The sequence below is a fragment of the Burkholderia sp. CpTa8-5 genome (assembly GCF_017815045.1).
Taxonomy (GTDB): domain Bacteria; phylum Pseudomonadota; class Gammaproteobacteria; order Burkholderiales; family Burkholderiaceae; genus Burkholderia; species Burkholderia sola.
On the sequence record NZ_JAGIQD010000008.1, the window covers coordinates 19,040 to 35,141 of the forward strand.

At 66.5% G+C, this 16,102-nt stretch carries 19 protein-coding genes; 5 read left to right on the plus strand and 14 right to left on the minus strand.

Annotation, left to right across the window (positions count from 1 at the left end; all coding sequences use genetic code 11):
* Positions 1 to 47: 47 nt before the first annotated feature.
* From J8I35_RS14520 to J8I35_RS14530, 3 genes are all read left to right on the plus strand, one after another.
* Positions 48 to 1,049: a hypothetical protein gene (locus tag J8I35_RS14520; protein WP_209925845.1), complete on the plus strand. Its 1,002-nt coding sequence runs from the start codon at positions 48 to 50 to the stop codon at positions 1,047 to 1,049.
* A 222-nt stretch (positions 1,050 to 1,271) separates the two neighbouring features.
* Positions 1,272 to 1,862 carry a DUF4410 domain-containing protein gene (locus J8I35_RS14525; RefSeq protein ID WP_209925847.1) on the plus strand — a complete coding sequence of 197 codons (591 nt, stop codon included), beginning with the start codon at positions 1,272 to 1,274 and terminating at the stop codon, positions 1,860 to 1,862.
* 537 nt (positions 1,863 to 2,399) lie between these two features.
* On the plus strand, positions 2,400 to 3,209 hold the full coding sequence (locus J8I35_RS14530; protein ID WP_209925848.1) for a TlpA disulfide reductase family protein: 810 nt from the start codon (positions 2,400 to 2,402) through the stop codon (positions 3,207 to 3,209).
* Positions 3,210 to 3,287: 78 nt separating this feature from the next.
* Here J8I35_RS14530 and J8I35_RS14535 read toward each other — a convergent pair whose 3' ends face one another.
* The 3 genes from J8I35_RS14535 to J8I35_RS14545 form a co-directional block, all read right to left on the minus strand.
* Positions 3,288 to 4,472 (minus strand): porin, encoded by a 1,185-nt coding sequence (locus tag J8I35_RS14535; protein ID WP_209925850.1) that lies wholly within the window; start codon positions 4,470 to 4,472, stop codon positions 3,288 to 3,290.
* A gap of 55 nt (positions 4,473 to 4,527) precedes the next feature.
* Positions 4,528 to 5,322 (minus strand): ABC transporter substrate-binding protein, encoded by a 795-nt coding sequence (locus tag J8I35_RS14540; RefSeq protein ID WP_209925852.1) that lies wholly within the window; start codon positions 5,320 to 5,322, stop codon positions 4,528 to 4,530.
* A gap of 70 nt (positions 5,323 to 5,392) precedes the next feature.
* Positions 5,393 to 6,562, minus strand: coding sequence for a M20 aminoacylase family protein (locus tag J8I35_RS14545; RefSeq protein ID WP_050017904.1), 1,170 nt, complete (start codon positions 6,560 to 6,562; stop codon positions 5,393 to 5,395).
* Between the two features lie 156 nt (positions 6,563 to 6,718).
* Here J8I35_RS14545 and J8I35_RS14550 point away from each other — a divergent pair, with 156 nt between their 5' ends.
* Together J8I35_RS14550 and J8I35_RS14555 are read left to right on the plus strand one after the other, a co-directional pair.
* Positions 6,719 to 7,681: a LysR substrate-binding domain-containing protein gene (locus tag J8I35_RS14550; protein ID WP_050017905.1), complete on the plus strand. Its 963-nt coding sequence runs from the start codon at positions 6,719 to 6,721 to the stop codon at positions 7,679 to 7,681.
* Between the two features lie 86 nt (positions 7,682 to 7,767).
* Positions 7,768 to 8,604, plus strand: a complete 837-nt coding sequence (locus tag J8I35_RS14555; RefSeq protein WP_209925854.1) for an ion transporter — start codon at positions 7,768 to 7,770, stop codon at positions 8,602 to 8,604.
* A gap of 58 nt (positions 8,605 to 8,662) precedes the next feature.
* Here the strand turns inward: J8I35_RS14555 and J8I35_RS14560 are convergent, their stop codons facing one another.
* From J8I35_RS14560 to J8I35_RS14610, 11 genes are all read right to left on the minus strand, one after another.
* Complete coding sequence (locus J8I35_RS14560; protein ID WP_050017907.1) at positions 8,663 to 9,043, minus strand: PIN domain-containing protein; 381 nt, start codon at positions 9,041 to 9,043, stop codon at positions 8,663 to 8,665.
* Positions 9,040 to 9,246, minus strand: coding sequence for a type II toxin-antitoxin system VapB family antitoxin (locus tag J8I35_RS14565; RefSeq protein ID WP_089489987.1), 207 nt, complete (start codon positions 9,244 to 9,246; stop codon positions 9,040 to 9,042). Before J8I35_RS14565 ends, J8I35_RS14560 begins: the two co-directional genes overlap by 4 nt.
* Positions 9,247 to 9,354: 108 nt before the next feature.
* Positions 9,355 to 10,026, minus strand: a complete 672-nt coding sequence (locus tag J8I35_RS14570) for a MarC family protein (RefSeq protein WP_209925856.1) — start codon at positions 10,024 to 10,026, stop codon at positions 9,355 to 9,357.
* 247 nt (positions 10,027 to 10,273) lie between these two features.
* Positions 10,274 to 10,996 (minus strand): arsenical resistance protein ArsH, encoded by a 723-nt coding sequence (gene arsH / locus J8I35_RS14575; protein WP_209925858.1) that lies wholly within the window; start codon positions 10,994 to 10,996, stop codon positions 10,274 to 10,276.
* A complete protein-coding gene (gene arsB, locus J8I35_RS14580) occupies positions 10,993 to 12,090 on the minus strand; it encodes an ACR3 family arsenite efflux transporter (protein WP_209925860.1) in 1,098 nt (365 codons plus the stop codon). The genes arsH and arsB overlap by 4 nt, the downstream gene beginning before the upstream one ends.
* A 65-nt stretch (positions 12,091 to 12,155) precedes the next feature.
* The gene (locus tag J8I35_RS14585) at positions 12,156 to 12,650 is read right to left on the minus strand and encodes an arsenate reductase ArsC (RefSeq protein ID WP_050017912.1); all 495 of its coding nucleotides are present in this window, start codon (positions 12,648 to 12,650) and stop codon (positions 12,156 to 12,158) included.
* Between the two features lie 21 nt (positions 12,651 to 12,671).
* The gene (locus J8I35_RS14590) at positions 12,672 to 13,019 is read right to left on the minus strand and encodes a metalloregulator ArsR/SmtB family transcription factor (protein WP_209926090.1); all 348 of its coding nucleotides are present in this window, start codon (positions 13,017 to 13,019) and stop codon (positions 12,672 to 12,674) included.
* Positions 13,020 to 13,122: 103 nt separating this feature from the next.
* Entirely contained in the window at positions 13,123 to 14,124 is a 1,002-nt protein-coding gene (locus J8I35_RS14595) for a serine protease (RefSeq protein WP_209925861.1), read from the minus strand.
* 232 nt (positions 14,125 to 14,356) lie between these two features.
* Positions 14,357 to 14,692 (minus strand): hydroxyisourate hydrolase, encoded by a 336-nt coding sequence (uraH, locus tag J8I35_RS14600; protein ID WP_209925863.1) that lies wholly within the window; start codon positions 14,690 to 14,692, stop codon positions 14,357 to 14,359.
* A gap of 43 nt (positions 14,693 to 14,735) precedes the next feature.
* Entirely contained in the window at positions 14,736 to 15,209 is a 474-nt protein-coding gene (locus J8I35_RS14605) for a hydroxyisourate hydrolase (RefSeq protein ID WP_209925865.1), read from the minus strand.
* Positions 15,210 to 15,272: 63 nt separating this feature from the next.
* Positions 15,273 to 15,989 (minus strand): outer membrane beta-barrel protein, encoded by a 717-nt coding sequence (locus J8I35_RS14610; protein ID WP_209925866.1) that lies wholly within the window; start codon positions 15,987 to 15,989, stop codon positions 15,273 to 15,275.
* Positions 15,990 to 16,102 lie beyond the last annotated feature (113 nt).

Consider the following 16,102-nt stretch of genomic DNA (forward strand, 5'->3'; position numbering starts at 1 on the left):
GCACATCGCCCCGCTCGACGATGCGCGCCCCGATTCCGAGGAAAGCCATGCCGAGTATCTTCGCCGCGCCCGCCGATGCCCCGCCAAGCCCCGTCGCGGCGGAAGCGCGCATGGTGCACGACGTAGCAACGCTGAAGCCGTCCGACTACCGGTCGGCGGACGGCGCGTCGTGGGTCATCTCGACCATCACGCCGGCCGCTGACAGCGGCGCGAACGTCACGGGCAAGACGTATTTCGACACCGCCAAAGGCCGGACCGTCCCGGTACCCGACGCGCGCCGCCGCTATGCGAATCGCGGCACGTGGCAGGTCGTCGCGAGTTCGAGCGCTGCCGTCCCCGCGACGGGCCGCTACGACTGGCTCACGCTCGCGTGGCTGCCCATCAACCGGCGGCCGCTGCCGCATACGCCCGAGCATCTGTATTCGCCGTTCATTCGCGGCGGCACGATCGTCTATCGGTGGAATCCGGCCGCGGAAGGCGGCGAGCAGTTCGGCAACGTGCGGATGATTTTTCCGGAATGGACACAGCACGTGGCCGATGCGTTGCGGTCTCCGCCCGCTGCGGGGCCGGACGGCGCGTCGTCGGCCCCGCCTGCGCTCGATCGCCTGAAAACAGACATGAACCCGATGGCCGCCGTGCTCGACTTCGACGACGCGCTGCGTGAGGAACCAGTGGGCCCGATCGTTGCGCGACTGCCCACGCTGCTGCGCGGGAAGGACCTGCACGAACTGTCGGCGATCGTGTTCCTGTGCCTGTCCGCAGCGCGCGAAGAGGACCGGCCGCGCTTCGTCGAAACGATCGACGCGACGATCGCGGGCACAGATGACCGCGATCGTCTGCTGGCGATTGCGTACGGCGCGTTCGCCGCGGGGCGAACGCAACCGGTTCCATTCCGCGATAACGCGCTGAACGCACTCATCAACGATGTATTCGGCGCGCTGAAACAGCGCACGACGGCACTCGGCGTGCCGGTCGAGCAAGGGTCGCCGTGGTACGAGTTCTTTACCGCGTATCGGCTCGGTGAAGCACGGGCGGGCAACGGCCAGTAATCGCCCGCGAAGCGATGTCATCGCGAAAGCAGTAGCAAATCTCCAACGCCGCTCATCACTCGCCGCACATTATCTCGGCGCTTCCTCGGTGCAAACCCGCCGCGCCGCCCCAATACCGAATCGATTTCCCCCGCTATTCGGCGATTTGAATCGGATCGCGCCGTGCTAAATTCCCGCTCGGCCACAAGGCCCATTCAAATAAACTCAATCAAAGACCAAATCATGAAATCTCTTATCCGCCATGCCGCACTGGCATTCGTGACGATCGGCTTCCTGTCGGGCTGCGCCAGCAGCGTGACGCGCGACGCCCGCGATCCGGCAGGGGCCACCGTGACCGCATCGACGCCCCAATTCGGCAAGAAACCCGTGATCGTGAAGGTCACGCTCGACAACGCCGCGCAGGAAGCGTTGAAAGACAACCTGAAGTTCGATGCGAAGAAACTGCAGGAAAAAATCGAACAGGCACTGGACGCACGCAAGCTGCTGGCCAAAGCGGATGCAACCGATGCGATGCACCTGGATGTCGAAGTCACCGGCATTCGCGTGCGCTCGAGTTTCTCGGCCGTCATGTTCGGCTTCATGGCCGGCAGCGATTACGTCGACGGCACCGTCACGTTCGCCGATGCCGACAATCATCCGCTCGATCACTTCAAGGTGTCGGCGTCGTATGCGCTCGGCGGTATCGCGGGCATCGACAGCATGCGCATGGACTGGCTGTACGAGAAATTCACCGAGAAGACGATCGCGACGCTCGATCCGGCGACCGCGGCAACGCAAGGCGACGCGGCATCGACGGCGTCGAAGAAGCTGTAAGACCCGGCGCCCGACGGCTCGTGGATGCGCGGCCCGTCGGGCCATGGCGGCAGCCCCTGTGCCGCCGCCAACGACCAGCCTCGCCGGTCGCAAACCGGGTGTCAGGCAATACGCGAGTGAATGCCCAGCGCTCGCATCTTGCAGCGTTCCCATCCCGCTGAACCAGCCGATATGCATCGGATGCCGCCGCGCCCACCGACCGCCACAAGATACTCATACCCGCACGCACCACGCCAAGCACGACGCTAAAAAAGCGGCCGCTCGCCAGCGGAGCGGCCGTCAAGGAGAGATCCCTGTGCGGGATACCGGCGGACACCACACCAGACCGATCTGATTCGCTGCACGTCGGCGTGCACATCACGCAGTCCTGAGCTGCCCCGCGCGCCTGTCGCGATCCGCAACACGCCGTTACGTTCGCGGAGGGAACCCCCATGCGCGGCAACCGGTCGAAACGCCGCACGACCGTCGACCGCTTCATCGTCGCGGCGGACCATCCCGTCTTCTGTCCCGCTCGATCACGTCCATTCTTCCTATTTCATGTTGAGCATCGGTCCCTTCTCGATCCGCGTCGTCGCGGTCGCCGTCGCCGCGCTGCTGGCGTGGCTCGTCGCGCGTGTCATCCAGCGTCGCCCGCCGGACGGGCATCACAAGACCGCGTCAGGCCTGATCCTCGACGCGCTGCTGCTCGGGTTGATTGCCGCGCGTGCCGGTTACGTCGCGCAATGGTGGCCGGACTACGCGGCGTCGCCGCGCGCGATCGTCGCGCTCGGCGACGGCGGCTTCGACGCGCGCATCGGCATCGCGGCCGCGCTGGTGTTCGCCGGCTGGCGTCTGCGCCGCCTGCCCGCGCTGCGTCGGCCGGTGCTGGCCGGCATCGTCGCCGGCCTCGGTGCGTGGGGCATCGCGCAAGGCACGCTGGCGACGTTGCAGCGCGGCGCGCCGCCGCTTGCAGCGATGCCGCTCCAGGCGCTCGATTCGACGCCCGTATTGCCCGCGGGCTTCGTCGGCAAGCCGGTCGTCGTGAACCTGTGGGCGACGTGGTGCGCGCCGTGCCGCCGTGAGATGCCGATCCTCGAACAGGCGCAGCGCGACCATCCGGGCATCACGGTCCTGATGCTCAACCAGGGGGAAAACGCGCAAGCCGTGCGCGCGTTCCTCGAACAGCAGAACCTGCGCTTCGATCACGTGCTGCTCGACCCTTCGCTGCACGCGATGCACGCGTATGGCTCGCGCGGGCTGCCGACCACGTTGTTCTTCAACCCGAAAGGCGAACTCGTCGAATCGCATATGGGCGAGCTGACCGCCGCGCGGCTGAAGGATGCCGTCACGCAACGCTTCGGGCAGTAATGACCGGCGACCCCACGCGCCGGGCACGCAGTGCGCGCCCTGCACGATGCCGGCCGCCGGTCTTCCCGCGTCACGCACTCAGAACTTGTGCCGAATCCCCGCATGCACCATCAGTTGCTTCGACGTCGACGATAGATCCGCCGCCCCCGGGATATAGGCCTGATCGAGCGACGAGCCGGTCGCGTCGCCGGCAATCCGCTGGTACGCGCACATCAGGTAGACGTCGGTGCGCTTGGACAGGTTGGTGTCGGCCATCAGCCCAATCGAATGGATCTTCGGTTTCGCGCTGCCCGTGGTCGCGTCGTAGCGCACGGTCGTGTACACGTACTGCGCGCCCACGAAGAACGCCGGCGTGAACTGATACCTGCCGTTCACTTCGAAGTTCTGGTACTTGATCGCCGTGACCGCGCCGCCCGCGAGCGGCCCTGTCACCGGTTCGATTGTCTCGTCGCCGAACAGGTAGCCGACGTTCGCGGTCGGCCGCGTGACGTTGCTGTTCGTATACGCGAACCCGACCGTCGCGGGCCCCGCGGTGTAGTTGATGCCCGCGCCGAAAATCCGCAATCTCGCCGACGCGAAGTTCGCATCCGCGCCGACCGACCCCGCGCCCGCGATCGCGCCGCCGGCCGTCGCGCCCGGGTTGTCCGCATTCAGGAACGCGGCGCCGACGAGCAGGCCGCCCTGCTCGTACTGCGCACCGACGCTCCATTGCCGGTTGTTCGCGAACCCGGTGTCGTTGCTGAAGCTGTACGTGCCGCCGAACGAGAAGCCGGCAAAATCCGGGCTCGCGTACTTGACCGTGTTGTTCACCCGGAACGTATTGCCGGTGTTGTCGTTGTCGAGCGGATGCGAGAACGGATAGACGCCCCAGCTGCCGTTCGCGGTCGTCGGCGCAAGGAAATCCACGACCGCGTCGTATTGCCGGCCGAGCGTCAGCGTGCCGAAGCGCGTGCTGCCGAGCCCGACGTAAGCCTGCCGCCCGAACATCCGGCCGCCCTGCGCGAGCGTGCCGCTGTTCACGTTGAAGCCGCTCTCGATCTGGAACAGCGCACTGTAGCCGCCGCCGAGATCCTCGGTGCCCTTCAGCCCCCAGCGGCTGCCCTGCGCGAAGCCGCTCGCCATCTGCCACGCGCCGTGCCCGCCGACGTTGTTCGTATAGTCGATGCCCGCATCGATCAGCCCGTACAGCGTGACGCTGCTTTGCGCGAACGCCGGCGCAGCACAGAGTGCCGGCATCGCGACGAAAAACAATCTCCAGTTCATTCGCTTTCCTTATTGATTTGATTATCCCCACCCGCTCGCTACGATGCGGTGCCGCTTACTTCGCGCCGTAGATGTCGAAGTCGAAGTACTTGCGGTTGATCCGCTGATACGTGCCGTTCTCGAGGATCGTCGCCAGCGCGCGATTGAATGCGTCGCGCAGGTCGGTGTCCTGCTTGCGCAGCCCGAGGCCGTCGCCCTGCCCGAAGTATTTCGCGTCGTCGATCGCCGCGCCGACGAACATGAAGTCCTTGCCCTGCGGCTTCTTCAGGAAGCCGTCGCTGGCCGCGATCGACGCCTGGAACGCCGCGTCGAGCCGCCCCGTCACCAGATCGGCGTACACCTGGTCCTGGTTCTGGTACGACTCGATCTGCACGCCGGCCGGCTGCCAGTTCGCGATCGCATAGTCGGCCTGCGCGGAGCCCTGCTCGACGCCGACGCGCTTGCCCTTCAGCGACGCGGCCGTCGGCAGCAACGGCGAACCCTTGCGCGCGACCAGCCGCGCCGGCGCATTCGAGATCCGGTTCGTGAACGCGATCTGCTGCATGCGTTTCGGCGTGATCGTCATCGACGACGCGATCACGTCGAACTTGCGCGCGAGCAACCCCGGAATCATCCCGTCGAAACTCGACTCGACCCACACGCAGCGCGCATGCAGCTCCGCGCACAACGCGTTGGTGATGTCGATCCCGAAGCCCGTCAGCGTGCCGTCCGGCTGCTTGTATTCGAGCGGCGGGTACGTGGGATCGACCGCGAGGCGAATCTCCTTGCCCGTCCAGTCGCCCGCGTGCGCGGCGCCTGCGATCGTCGTTGCCGTCAGCGCCATTGCGAGCGCGGCCATCCATGGTTTCATTGCCTGTCTCCTTGTTTCCGTCGTTGAAGGTGAATCGAATCCGTATGTCCCGCGTGTCCGCCTGTCCGGCTCACGCGAGGTAGCGCTCCGCGAGCGCGATCCAGTAGCTCGCGCCGATTGCAAGGCACGCGTCGTTGAAATCGTAGCCGGGGTTATGCAGCCCGCAGCCGGCCGCGCCGTCGCCGTTGCCGATCGACAGGTAGCTGCCCGGACACGCGTCGAGCATGAACGCGAAATCCTCGCTCGCCGCGATCGGCCGCAGATGCGGGATCAGCGCGTCGTCGCCACCCCATTCACGTGCGACGTCCCGCGCGAATGCCGTTTCCGCTGCATGGTTGACCAGCACCGGATAGCCGTAGCGATAGTCGATCTCGGCCGTTGCGCCGTAGCTGTCGGCCTGGCCGTGCACGATCGCGCGGATGCGCCGTTCGAGCAGCGCGCGCACGTCCGGCGACAGCGCGCGCACGCTGAGTTCGATATCCGCATGAGGCGGAATCACGTTCGATGCGGTGCCCGCGTGGATCGAGCCGGTCGTCACGATCGCCAGCTCCTGCGGATTCACGTTGCGCGACACGATGGTCTGCAGCGCCATCACGATCGACGCGCAGACCACCACCGGATCGATCGTCGTGTGCGGCGCCGCACCGTGACCGCCGCGCCCGATCACGCGCACGCGCACCTCGTCGGCCGACGCCATCGCGGGACCGTCGCAGAAGCCGAGCACGCCAGCCGGCAGGCCCGGCACGTTGTGCATCGCGAACACGGCATCGCACGGGAAACGCGTGAACAGCCCGTCGTCGAGCATCCGCTTCGCGCCGCCGAGCCCTTCCTCGGCCGGCTGGAAAATCAGGTTCAGCGTGCCGGTGAAGCGCCCGCGCTCGGCCAGGCACCTAGCCGCTGCGAGCAGCATCGCCGTATGGCCGTCGTGGCCGCACGCATGCATCACGCCGTCGTGCAGGCTTGCATGCGGCAGCCCGGTCGTCTCGCGGATCGGCAACGCATCCATGTCGGCGCGCAGCCCCAGGCGCTTCCCGGCGCCCCGCGCGAGCGTGCCGACCACGCCGGTGCCGCCGACGCCGCGCGTCACCTGATAACCCCATGTTGTCAGGCAGTCGGCGACGAGCGCGCTCGTCGCGTGTTCCTCGAACCCCAGCTCCGGATGCGCGTGCAGCCGGCGGCGCAGCGCGATCATCTCCGCCTCGATAGCCGCCATTTCAGGCGAAATTCGTGCTCGATCCACCCTCGATACTCCTCGATACGTGCCGGTTTCCGATCGCCGGAATGGCGGATCGTGGCGAAATCGTAGGCAGCGAAAAAACCGGCGAACAGCCGCAGTTTCGTTATGATGACAACCTTTCGTTGTCGGCATTCATCCCCTCTCACACCATCCCGCACCATGAGCACGATCAAGCTGCATCAGTTGCAGGCGCTCGTCGCGAGCGCGGAAGCCGGGAGCATCCGTGGCGCGGCGCGCACGCTCGGGCTGTCGCAGGCGGCCGTCACGCGCGCGCTGCGCGAGCTGGAGGCCAGCGAGCGCCTGCCGCTGCTGGTTCGCGCCCCGGAAGGCATCGGCTTCACCGACTACGGGAAGACGCTGCTCACGCACGCGAAGCTCGTGCTCAAGCAGCTCGAGCATGCGCAGAGCGATCTCGAACGGATGCGCGGGCGCGTCGAGGGGCGGCTGAGTGTCGGCGTCACGCCGTGGCTGACGATGACGTTCCTCGCGGAGACCGTGCTGCAGTTTCGCGAGCGGATGCCCGACGTGCGCCTCGAACTCTATGAAGCGCTGATGGCCGTCGCGCAGCCGCTGCTGCGCGACGGCAGCATGGATTTCGCGCTCGGCCACGTGCAGCCCGGCAGCGGCGCGCGCGAATTCGCGTTCGAGCCGCTGCTGCGCTACGACACGTCGGTGATGGTGCGCGCCGGGCATCCGCGCGAGCGCGCGACGTCGGTGCACGATTTGCTCGATTGCGACTGGGTGCTGAATTCGTCGGCCGACGGCCAGGCCGCGCTGATCGACTACCTGTTCACGCGGCACGGCGCGCGGATCGACGAACGGCGCATCGTGCGCGCACAGTCGGTCGCGATGTTGCAGACGATGCTCGAGCAGGCCGGCATGTGCACGTGGTGCCCGACGATCCTCGCCGCGGTGCCGCCATTCGGCGAGCGGATGCGCGTGCTGCCGCTGAAGGAGACCTTCGAGCCGAGCGAACTCGGCATCGTCACGCGGCGCAGCAGCACGCTCGGCGACGCGGCGCGTTGCTTCATCGACTGCCTGTTGCACGTGATCCGCCAGCATGCGCGCTCGGCGCGCAAGGAGGATCTCGCGCTGTTTCACACGCTCACGCTGCTGATCTGACCGCTAGCGCGGCGGCTGGATGCCGCCCGGCTCAAATCAGACATGTCCGATAGGCCCGGCGATACGCGGTCCGTACACTCGGATCCATGATTTCGCTGATCCAGTCCTCTTTCGATACGGCGCGCGATGCCGTCACGCAAGTCGCGCGCCGCCCTTCGTTCCTGCGCAAGCTCGACATCGCGGTGCTCGTGCTGATCGTCGCGAGCGTGCTCGTCGTGATGGCCGACAGCGTGCAGGAGCTGCACCAGCAATACGGCCACGCGCTCTACGCGGCCGAATGGGCGTTCACGCTGCTGTTTTCCGCCGAGTATCTGCTGCGCCTCTGCACCGCGAAGAAGCCGGCCGTGTATGCGCGCAGTTTCTTCGGCATCGTCGATCTCGCGTCGGTGCTGCCGACCTATCTCGCGTTCTTCTTCCCCGGCCTGCACGCGCTGATCGACGTGCGGCTGCTGCGCCTGCTGCGCGTGTTCCGCATCCTCGGGCTGTCGATCTATCTCGAGGAAGGGCAGTTGCTGATGCGGGCGCTCACGCGCGCGCGGCGCAAGATCTTCGTGTTCATCGGCGGGATGTTCGTGCTCGTCGTGATACTCGGCACCGTGATCTTTCTGGTCGAAGGGCCGGAGCACGGGATCACGAGCATTCCGGTCGGCGTCTACTGGGCGGCCGTGACGATGAGTACGACCGGCTACGGCGACCTGACACCCGTCACGCCGCTCGGCCGGCTGATCACGTCGTGCGCGATCTTGCTCGGCTACGGGATCATCGCGTTTCCGACCGGGATCATGGGCGCGGAGCTGGTTGCATCGGCGATGGAACGCAAGCGCCCGAATGCTGATACGGATACACGCTGCTGCCCGAATTGCGGCGCGGCGGTTCCGCCGCCCGAGCCAGTTGACGCTGCCGCGCCACGACGACCAGAGTAGGCCCTGTTCTATTCCGATTCCTTTCCTGCGGCCGACGCCGGCGCATGCCGTCTTTAGCTCACTTTGAAGTCGGACGGAATTCGACCGAGAAACGATCCGCCAACGCTGCAAGACGACGATCCAGGGTCCAGAAGCGCGCCCCCGGCGTGATCAACGTGGACGCCAACAAGGTCAGATCGACGAGACCACACCCCATCCCGTAGAGCTTCTCGCGCTCCACGAATGCCATTACCTCAGACATGCTGGCCTGATTGCATTCCTGAAGCAATCCGAGGTCGTTCAGCGTTCGCAGTCGTGGCGCCGGCGGCGTCCCGCAAGCAAGTTCACCCAGCACCATCGGATGCATCAGTACGGCATCGAGCGCAAGCAGCTCGAAAAGTGTCTGATTTCTGTTTCGAAAGTGATCAACCCAGACTGACGTGTCAATCAACACATTCATTGCGATTCCGGTTCCTGGCGACGTCGCGGAATATCTGCCATGCCGGACATGGATCCGCCCAGTGCTGCCAGGCGTTTGGCGGCCTGGACACGTACAAACGTCTTGATTGCCTCCCTGAACAAGTCCGCCTTATCCATTCCGGGCTCGGCCATTTGGAGGGCCTTCGTGTAGAGATCGTCGTCGATAGTGACCGTGGTTCGCATTGCCTATCTCCATCAAAATTGATGCGATAACGCACCAATTTTATCACCTTACTCAGTTATAGACGAGCAAACACTTCATGCACGAACGGTCGGCGCCTATGCCATCGGTCACCCCGCCTGCCCGCCCAGCATCTGCACGAACGCGGCGAGTCCCGTCAGCATGATCTGCACGCCCACGCACAGCAGCAGGAACGCGGACACGCGCATCGCGACCTTCGTCCCTTCGCTGCCGAGATAGCGCGCGAGCGTCGTCGCGCGGCTGTAGATCTGCCAGATCGTGAACGCGACGAGCGCCGCGACCGTCACCGACACGATGCCCGACAACACGTAATCGCTCGCCGTATGCGCACGGTTCGCATGCAGCGCGATGCCGGCCGCGATCGAGCCGGGGCCGATGGTCAGCGGCACCGTCAGCGGAAAGAACGCGCGCGACATCAGCTTCGGCAGATCGTCGCCGTGCGCGGCGACATCGCCGCCGGCCGGTACGTCAGGCGCATTCAGCATCGACCAGCCGGCCACCGCCACCGCCAGGCCGCCGCCGATGCGCAGCGCCTCCATCGAGATTCCGAAGAAGTTCAGTACCGGCGCGCCAACGAAAAAGATCACGAGCAGCGTGAAGAACACGTTCGTCGCGAGCTGCTTCGACAGGATCGCGCGCTCGGCTTCGGTCAGCGATTGCGTGCGTTCGAGAAACACGAATGCCATGCCGAATGGATTGATGATGCCGATCAGGCCCGTGAAGCCGAACAGGATTTCAGGGATCAGGCGGTCGAGCTGCATCGCGATCGTGCTCTCCGGTAGCGAACGGGAATAAAAAAGCGGCCAGTCGAGAAGACCGGCCGCAAAAAGGAGATGTCTCCATGATCCGGCACACGGTGTATGCCGGGCCGCAGAAACTGAATTGTCGGGAATCTGAGTCGGGATGGAAATCAGTCGAGTCTGATTTTGCTCAGCGCCGGACAATTCGACGGGCACGCGTAAGGCCGCATGCGCGGCCGGCGACGTCGCCCCCGGCTCGTCAACGATGTCAGATGCTGCGCTGAGTGACCCGCTGTGACAGCGCCTCCGCGCTTTCCTTGCGCTCGCTGTACCGGTCGACCAGATAGGGGCCGACGTCGCGCGTCAGCAGCGTGAACTTCACCAGTTCCTCCATCACGTCCACCACGCGGTCGAAATACGCGGACGGTCTCATCCGCCCCGCTTCGTCGAATTCCATGAACGCCTTGGCCACCGACGACTGGTTCGGGATGGTCAGCATGCGCATCCAGCGCCCGAGCACGCGCATCTGGTTCACCGCGTTGAACGATTGCGAACCGCCGCTCACCTGCATCACCGCAAGCGTCTTGCCCTGCGTCGGCCGCACGGCGCCCGTCGACAGCGGAATCCAGTCGATCTGCGCTTTCATGATGCCGGTCATCGCGCCGTGCCGCTCCGGCGAGCACCACACCATGCCTTCCGACCACATCACGTGCTCACGCAGCTCGACCACTTTCGGATGGCTCTCCGGCGCATCGTCCGGCAGCGGCAATCCGCTCGGATTGAACACGCGTACCTCGGCGCCCATCGCCGTGAGCAGGCGTGCAGCTTCCTCGACCAGCAAGCGGCTGAACGAACGCTCGCGCAGCGACCCGTACAGGAGCAGGAGCCGAGGCGGATGGGTCGATGGCGCGGCAGGCCGCAGTTGCGTGGCGTCCGGCACGCGGAACAGCGTGGCGTCGAGTTGCGGCAGGTCTTTCAGGGAGTCGGTCATGGGGCGGTTCTCTCGTGATCTCGAGCCCGGCGCTCGTACCAGCCCTTCGACCGGCTGACGATGCGCACGACCAGCAACATCACCGGCACCTCGATCAGCACGCCGACGACGGTGGCCAGCGCTGCGCCGGAATGGAAACCGAACAGGCTGATCGCGACCGCGACCGCCAGCTCGAAAAAGTTGGATGCGCCGATCAGCGCCGACGGGCACGCGATGTCATGCCTTTCGCCGACCGCGCGATTGAGCCAGTAGGCGAGCGCGGAATTGAAGAACACCTGGATCAGGATCGGCACCGCGAGCAGCGCGATCACCAGCGGCTGCTTCAGGATCGCTTCACCCTGGAACGCGAACAGCAGCACGGCCGTGGCCAGCAGCGCGGCGATCGACCATGGGCCGAGCTGCGTCATCGCGGCATCGAACGCGGCCTGACCCTTCGCGAGCAACCGCTTGCGCAGGATCTGCGCGACGATCACCGGAATGACGATGTAGAGCACGACCGACGTGAGCAGCGTCGCCCACGGCACCGTGATGGCCGACATCCCCAGCAGCAGGCCGACCAGCGGCGCGAACGCGATCACCATGATGCTGTCGTTCAGCGCGACCTGCGACAGCGTGAAGAGCGGATCGCCGCCTGTCAGCCGGCTCCACACGAACACCATCGCCGTGCACGGCGCGGCAGCCAGCAGGATCAGCCCGGCGATATAGCTGTCGAGCTGATCCGCCGGCAACAGCGGTGCAAACAGATGGCGGATGAACAGCCAGCCGAGGAACGCCATCGAGAACGGCTTGACGAGCCAGTTCACGACGAGCGTGACGCCGATGCCCTTCACGTGCTGACGCACCTCGTGCAGCGCGCCGAAGTCGACCTTCACCAGCATCGGCACGATCATCACCCAGATCAGCAGCCCGACCGGCAGATTGACCTGCGCGTACGCCATCCGGCCAATCGCGTGAAACAGGCCGGGCAGCGCCTGGCCGAAGGCAATGCCCGCGACGATGCACAGCGCGACCCATACGGTCAGGTAGCGTTCGAAGAAGTTGATGGCGGGTTGCGTGACCGCCGTACCGGGCGGCGCGACGTTGGGCGTATTCATCGGACGAGGTTCCGTCTTGAAGTCATGAGCGGCCGCTCGTTTCGCGCACATCGCGCTGCGCGCGGTCAGTGTTGTGCAATCTCGATCAGCGCCGCGTGAAGTGCGTCGTCGCTCATGCGATCGAGCGGCAGCGCCAGCAACTGCAGCATTCGATAGCCGATCGCTTGCCGAGTCAGTTCGAAGGCGAGACGCTTGCCTGCTTCGCCGCCCGTCGCGTTCGACGGATCGGCGTAGCCCCAATGCACTTTGACCGGGCTGCCGGGCCAGTACGGGCACGTCTCGGACGCCGCGCTGTCACAGACCGTGATGACGACGCGCATCTCGGGCGCGCCGTCGCCGACGAATTCGTCCCAGCTTTTGCTGCGATAGCCGCTGACGTCGACACCGGCATGCGTCAGCGCCTCCAGCGCGTACGGATTCAGACGGCCGCTCGGCGCGCTGCCGGCGCTGTAGGCGCGCACATCCTTGCCGAGCTTCGCGGCCCAGTGATTGAGCATGCCCTGGGCCAGCACGCTGCGCGCCGAGTTGTGCGTGCAGAGGATCAGGACGTTCGTGGTCATGGGCGAGCACGCGAATGCGCGTCAGGATTGACGGGAGCGGTCGATTTTTGCGGAAGGCGAGCAGCCGGACACCGGCGAGCACGGATTGCCGCCGCAACAGTTCTCCGTGAGATAGCCGAGCAGCCCGTTCATCGTGTCGAAGTTCGGGCAATAGAACACGAAGCGGCCGTCCTGCCGGCTCGTCACAAGCCGCGCATGCGCCAGTTCTTTCAAATGAAAGGACAGCGACGACGGCGGCACGTCGAGCAGCGCGGCGATCCGGCCGGCCGGCATACCCTGCGGCCCGGCCTGTACGAGCGCGCGAAAGACCGCGAGGCGGGATTCATGTGCGAGCGCCGCGAGGGCGGCAATGGTTTCACTGGCTTCCATATTTCCATAATAGTCGAAATATGGAAATGATGAAAGCGACGCCGAGACACGGCGTCGTCGGAGCAGTCCGTCCGTCGACACGCGCCGCGCGACGCTCGCCCGGTCAGTGCCCGATCAACCGCGTGTGACTCGGCAGTTCGACCGAGAGATCGGTGCCGCCCGCGGCCGGCCGCGACGTGTCACGCGTCGCGCCAAGCCATTGCGCGAACTCGGCGGCCGTCATGCCGACGGCCTCGGCCGAATTCGATACCGGCGCAGCTGACGGTGTATCCGTCGCACCGGTCATCGGTTGCGCATGCGGCGTCGCACCGCGTGCCGCGGTCACCGCATGTTGCGCGGCAGGCGCGTTCACGCCCGCCTGACGCGCGGCCTTGCCGCGCGACGCCCCCGCGGATTTCGCCGCCGGCCGCGCCGCGGCCACCGCAACCGGCTCGCCCGCCGACGATCCACGATCGGCACGCGGCGCCGCGGCTTCGGCGACGACGGCATTCGACGCGACAGCCATCGCAACGGCCACGGGCTCAGCCGCCGATCCGGCGACGTGCGACGCACGCGCTTCCGCGGTCGCGGTTTGCGCCACCACCGTCGCGGCGGCCTTCATCTGCGCATCCGTCGGTGCCGCGCGATCCGCCCGCACGATCGCGACTTCCGCGGCGTGGCCCGTCGCCCGCGCGACTTCCGTCGCCGCGACGGCCGCCGTCGGCGCGGCCGCGATCGCCGCCGAATAAGCCGCGTCATGCTCGGCCGCGTGCTGGCGCTCGTCGATCAGATGCGTCGCGAAGATGCACGTCGCGCCGAACAGCGCGCACGCCATCAGCGTCAGCCGCCCGCGGCGGCGCAGCGGATGCGGGCGCACCCAGGCGCGGTTGTCGGAGCCGAAGTCGGCCGCGCGTACGGCCTTGACGGGCCGCGCGGCCCTGGCGACGTTGCCGCCGTCCGCCGCGGGTGCCGGCACGCGGGGCGCGCCGTGGATATCGAACACGTGTTGCCGCGTCCGCCGGCTCGCCACGAACGGCCGGCGTCGCCGGCCGTACGGCGGCGGCACATCCGAGAACGGATGCACGAGCGGAATCGCGTAATGTCCGGTGATGTCCTGCATGCTCATGATGTCGACGACGCATTGCGCGACATCCGCCGCGGCAATCCGTGCTCCCGTAGTTGAACGAATGGCTTCGAGTATCGCCGTCGCGCCGGTTCCGGTAAATCGGACTGCGTCACCTTCGCCCCGACACGATGGTCAGCCTGGTCCTACCCGCGCCCGGGCGGCCGAACGGACGGCGCCTCCCCGCTCGGGCCCTGCGTCGAACCCTCGCGCCCTCTCGCCGTCCGCCGACCGTTCAACTGCCGCGATACGTCGACACGTACCACGGCGAACACAGCAGCGGCACGTGATAGTGCTGCGCCGGGTCGGTCACCGTGAAGCGCACCGGCACGACGTCCAGCAACGCGTCCGGCTCCCTGAAATACTCGCCGAGATGGAACCGCAGCTCGAAGTCGCCGCCGTGCGCGAGATCGCCGTCGAGCATCGGCGCGTCGTTGCGGCCGTCCGCGTTGCTGGCCGCGCGCGCGACGAGCCGCGGCGGCGTCTCGCCCATGTCGTAGAGCTCGATGCGCACGCCGACCAACGGCTTGCCGCTCGCGATATCGAGCACGTGCGTGCTGATCCCTGTCATGTCCTGTCCTTTCGCCGTGGCGTGATCGCGTGCATCGCGTACGTCATGTGCCGCGATACACCGTGTAGCTCCACGGCCCGAACTGCACCGGAAGATGCAGCCGTTCGTCGTCGCGCGCGATCCGGAACCGGATCGGCACGATCGTGAGAAACGGCGACCGCACGTCGCGGGCACGGAAGTACTCGCCGACGTGCAGCATCAGCGCGTACGTCCCCGCGCGATATGCGTCGCCGGCCAGCAGCGGCGCGCCGGTGCCGCCGCGCGCATCGACGGTGGCGGTGCGCAGCGGCACGTCTTGCGCGCCGTCGACACGCGACAGCTCGACGCGCATGCCTTCGGCCGCGACGCCGTGCAGCATGTCGACGATCCGCACCGTCAGGTCGGGCGACGCGTTGCGCCGCACACCGCGCGCGTTGCCCGGCACGAGCGGCACGTCAGCCGCCCACGCGGGCATGGCCGCCAGCCCGGCCGTCGCCAGCACGAGCCTGCGCCGCCCCGAATCGATCACGTCCTTCATGCACTCGGCCTCCATCAGCCTCTTCGCGCGGGCACGCGTGCGGCCCGCCCGCTCGTCCATTCATCAGAACCGGCCGCGCAGGCCGATGAACACTTCGTTCGACGACAGCTTCGACTTCAGCTGTTCGTCGCGCGCGTTGATGCGGTTCGCGAACGTGTGGAAGCCGGTCTCGACGTTGCCCATGTCGACATAGCGATACCCGAGGTCGATCGAGAAGCGCTTGTTGATCGCGTAGCTCACGCCCGCGCCGGCCGAGTACGCGAGGTTGGTCTGCGTCTTCGATGCGAAGCGGCGCGTGTCGTTGGTCTGCCAGCCGTCGGCCGACACGATCGCGACGCCGATGCCGAGCGTGCCGTACACGGAGAAGCCGCGGCCGAGGTCGAAGTCCTTGTAGCCGTTCAGCATCAGGCGCTGCGCCGACACGTGGAATTCGTTCGCGTTCGCGTCGAACGGCGCCCAGTAGCTGGTGAAGCTGTTGGTGCGCTTGAACACGTATTCGCCTTCCGCACGCCAGCCGTTGCCGAACTGGTAGCCGAGGCCGAGCGAGCCGGTCACGTTCGAGCCCGTCTCCGGGCCGCCGACGCGGCTCGCGACGCGCGGGCTCGTCAGCTCCATGTTCACCGCGTTGTCGAACGCGCCGATGACGCGGCCCGTCGCGTAGTAGCCGGCGTCGCCGAGCTCGGCGGCCTTCTTCGTTTCCGGCGCGGCGACGGTATCGGCAAAAGCGGCACCCGAGAACAGCAGGGCCAGCGTGGACGGCAGGGCAAAGCGCTTGATCATGATGAATCGAATCCTTGACGATGGATGACTTGTCGGAGAAGCCGTCATCGTAGGAATCGCGCCGCGATCGTTGAACCCGTTCGGCTACGGGTTGCGCCTCCGTAGCGCTACGG

Coding starts and splice junctions, on each gene's coding strand:
- J8I35_RS14610 (WP_209925866.1), bottom strand. CDS start 15,989: ATGATCAAGCGCTTTGCCCTGCCGTCCACGCTGGCCCTGCTGTTCTCG.
- J8I35_RS14535 (WP_209925850.1), bottom strand. CDS start 4,472: ATGAACTGGAGATTGTTTTTCGTCGCGATGCCGGCACTCTGTGCTGCG.
- J8I35_RS14555 (WP_209925854.1), top strand. CDS start 7,768: ATGATTTCGCTGATCCAGTCCTCTTTCGATACGGCGCGCGATGCCGTC.
- uraH (WP_209925863.1), bottom strand. CDS start 14,692: ATGACAGGGATCAGCACGCACGTGCTCGATATCGCGAGCGGCAAGCCG.
- J8I35_RS14560 (WP_050017907.1), bottom strand. CDS start 9,043: ATGAATGTGTTGATTGACACGTCAGTCTGGGTTGATCACTTTCGAAAC.
- J8I35_RS14525 (WP_209925847.1), top strand. CDS start 1,272: ATGAAATCTCTTATCCGCCATGCCGCACTGGCATTCGTGACGATCGGC.
- J8I35_RS14590 (WP_209926090.1), bottom strand. CDS start 13,019: ATGGAAGCCAGTGAAACCATTGCCGCCCTCGCGGCGCTCGCACATGAA.
- J8I35_RS14530 (WP_209925848.1), top strand. CDS start 2,400: ATGTTGAGCATCGGTCCCTTCTCGATCCGCGTCGTCGCGGTCGCCGTC.
- J8I35_RS14540 (WP_209925852.1), bottom strand. CDS start 5,322: ATGAAACCATGGATGGCCGCGCTCGCAATGGCGCTGACGGCAACGACG.
- J8I35_RS14605 (WP_209925865.1), bottom strand. CDS start 15,209: ATGAAGGACGTGATCGATTCGGGGCGGCGCAGGCTCGTGCTGGCGACG.
- J8I35_RS14595 (WP_209925861.1), bottom strand. CDS start 14,124: ATGAGCATGCAGGACATCACCGGACATTACGCGATTCCGCTCGTGCAT.
- J8I35_RS14570 (WP_209925856.1), bottom strand. CDS start 10,026: ATGCAGCTCGACCGCCTGATCCCTGAAATCCTGTTCGGCTTCACGGGC.
- J8I35_RS14565 (WP_089489987.1), bottom strand. CDS start 9,246: ATGCGAACCACGGTCACTATCGACGACGATCTCTACACGAAGGCCCTC.
- J8I35_RS14520 (WP_209925845.1), top strand. CDS start 48: ATGCCGAGTATCTTCGCCGCGCCCGCCGATGCCCCGCCAAGCCCCGTC.
- arsH (WP_209925858.1), bottom strand. CDS start 10,996: ATGACCGACTCCCTGAAAGACCTGCCGCAACTCGACGCCACGCTGTTC.
- J8I35_RS14550 (WP_050017905.1), top strand. CDS start 6,719: ATGAGCACGATCAAGCTGCATCAGTTGCAGGCGCTCGTCGCGAGCGCG.
- J8I35_RS14585 (WP_050017912.1), bottom strand. CDS start 12,650: ATGACCACGAACGTCCTGATCCTCTGCACGCACAACTCGGCGCGCAGC.
- arsB (WP_209925860.1), bottom strand. CDS start 12,090: ATGAATACGCCCAACGTCGCGCCGCCCGGTACGGCGGTCACGCAACCC.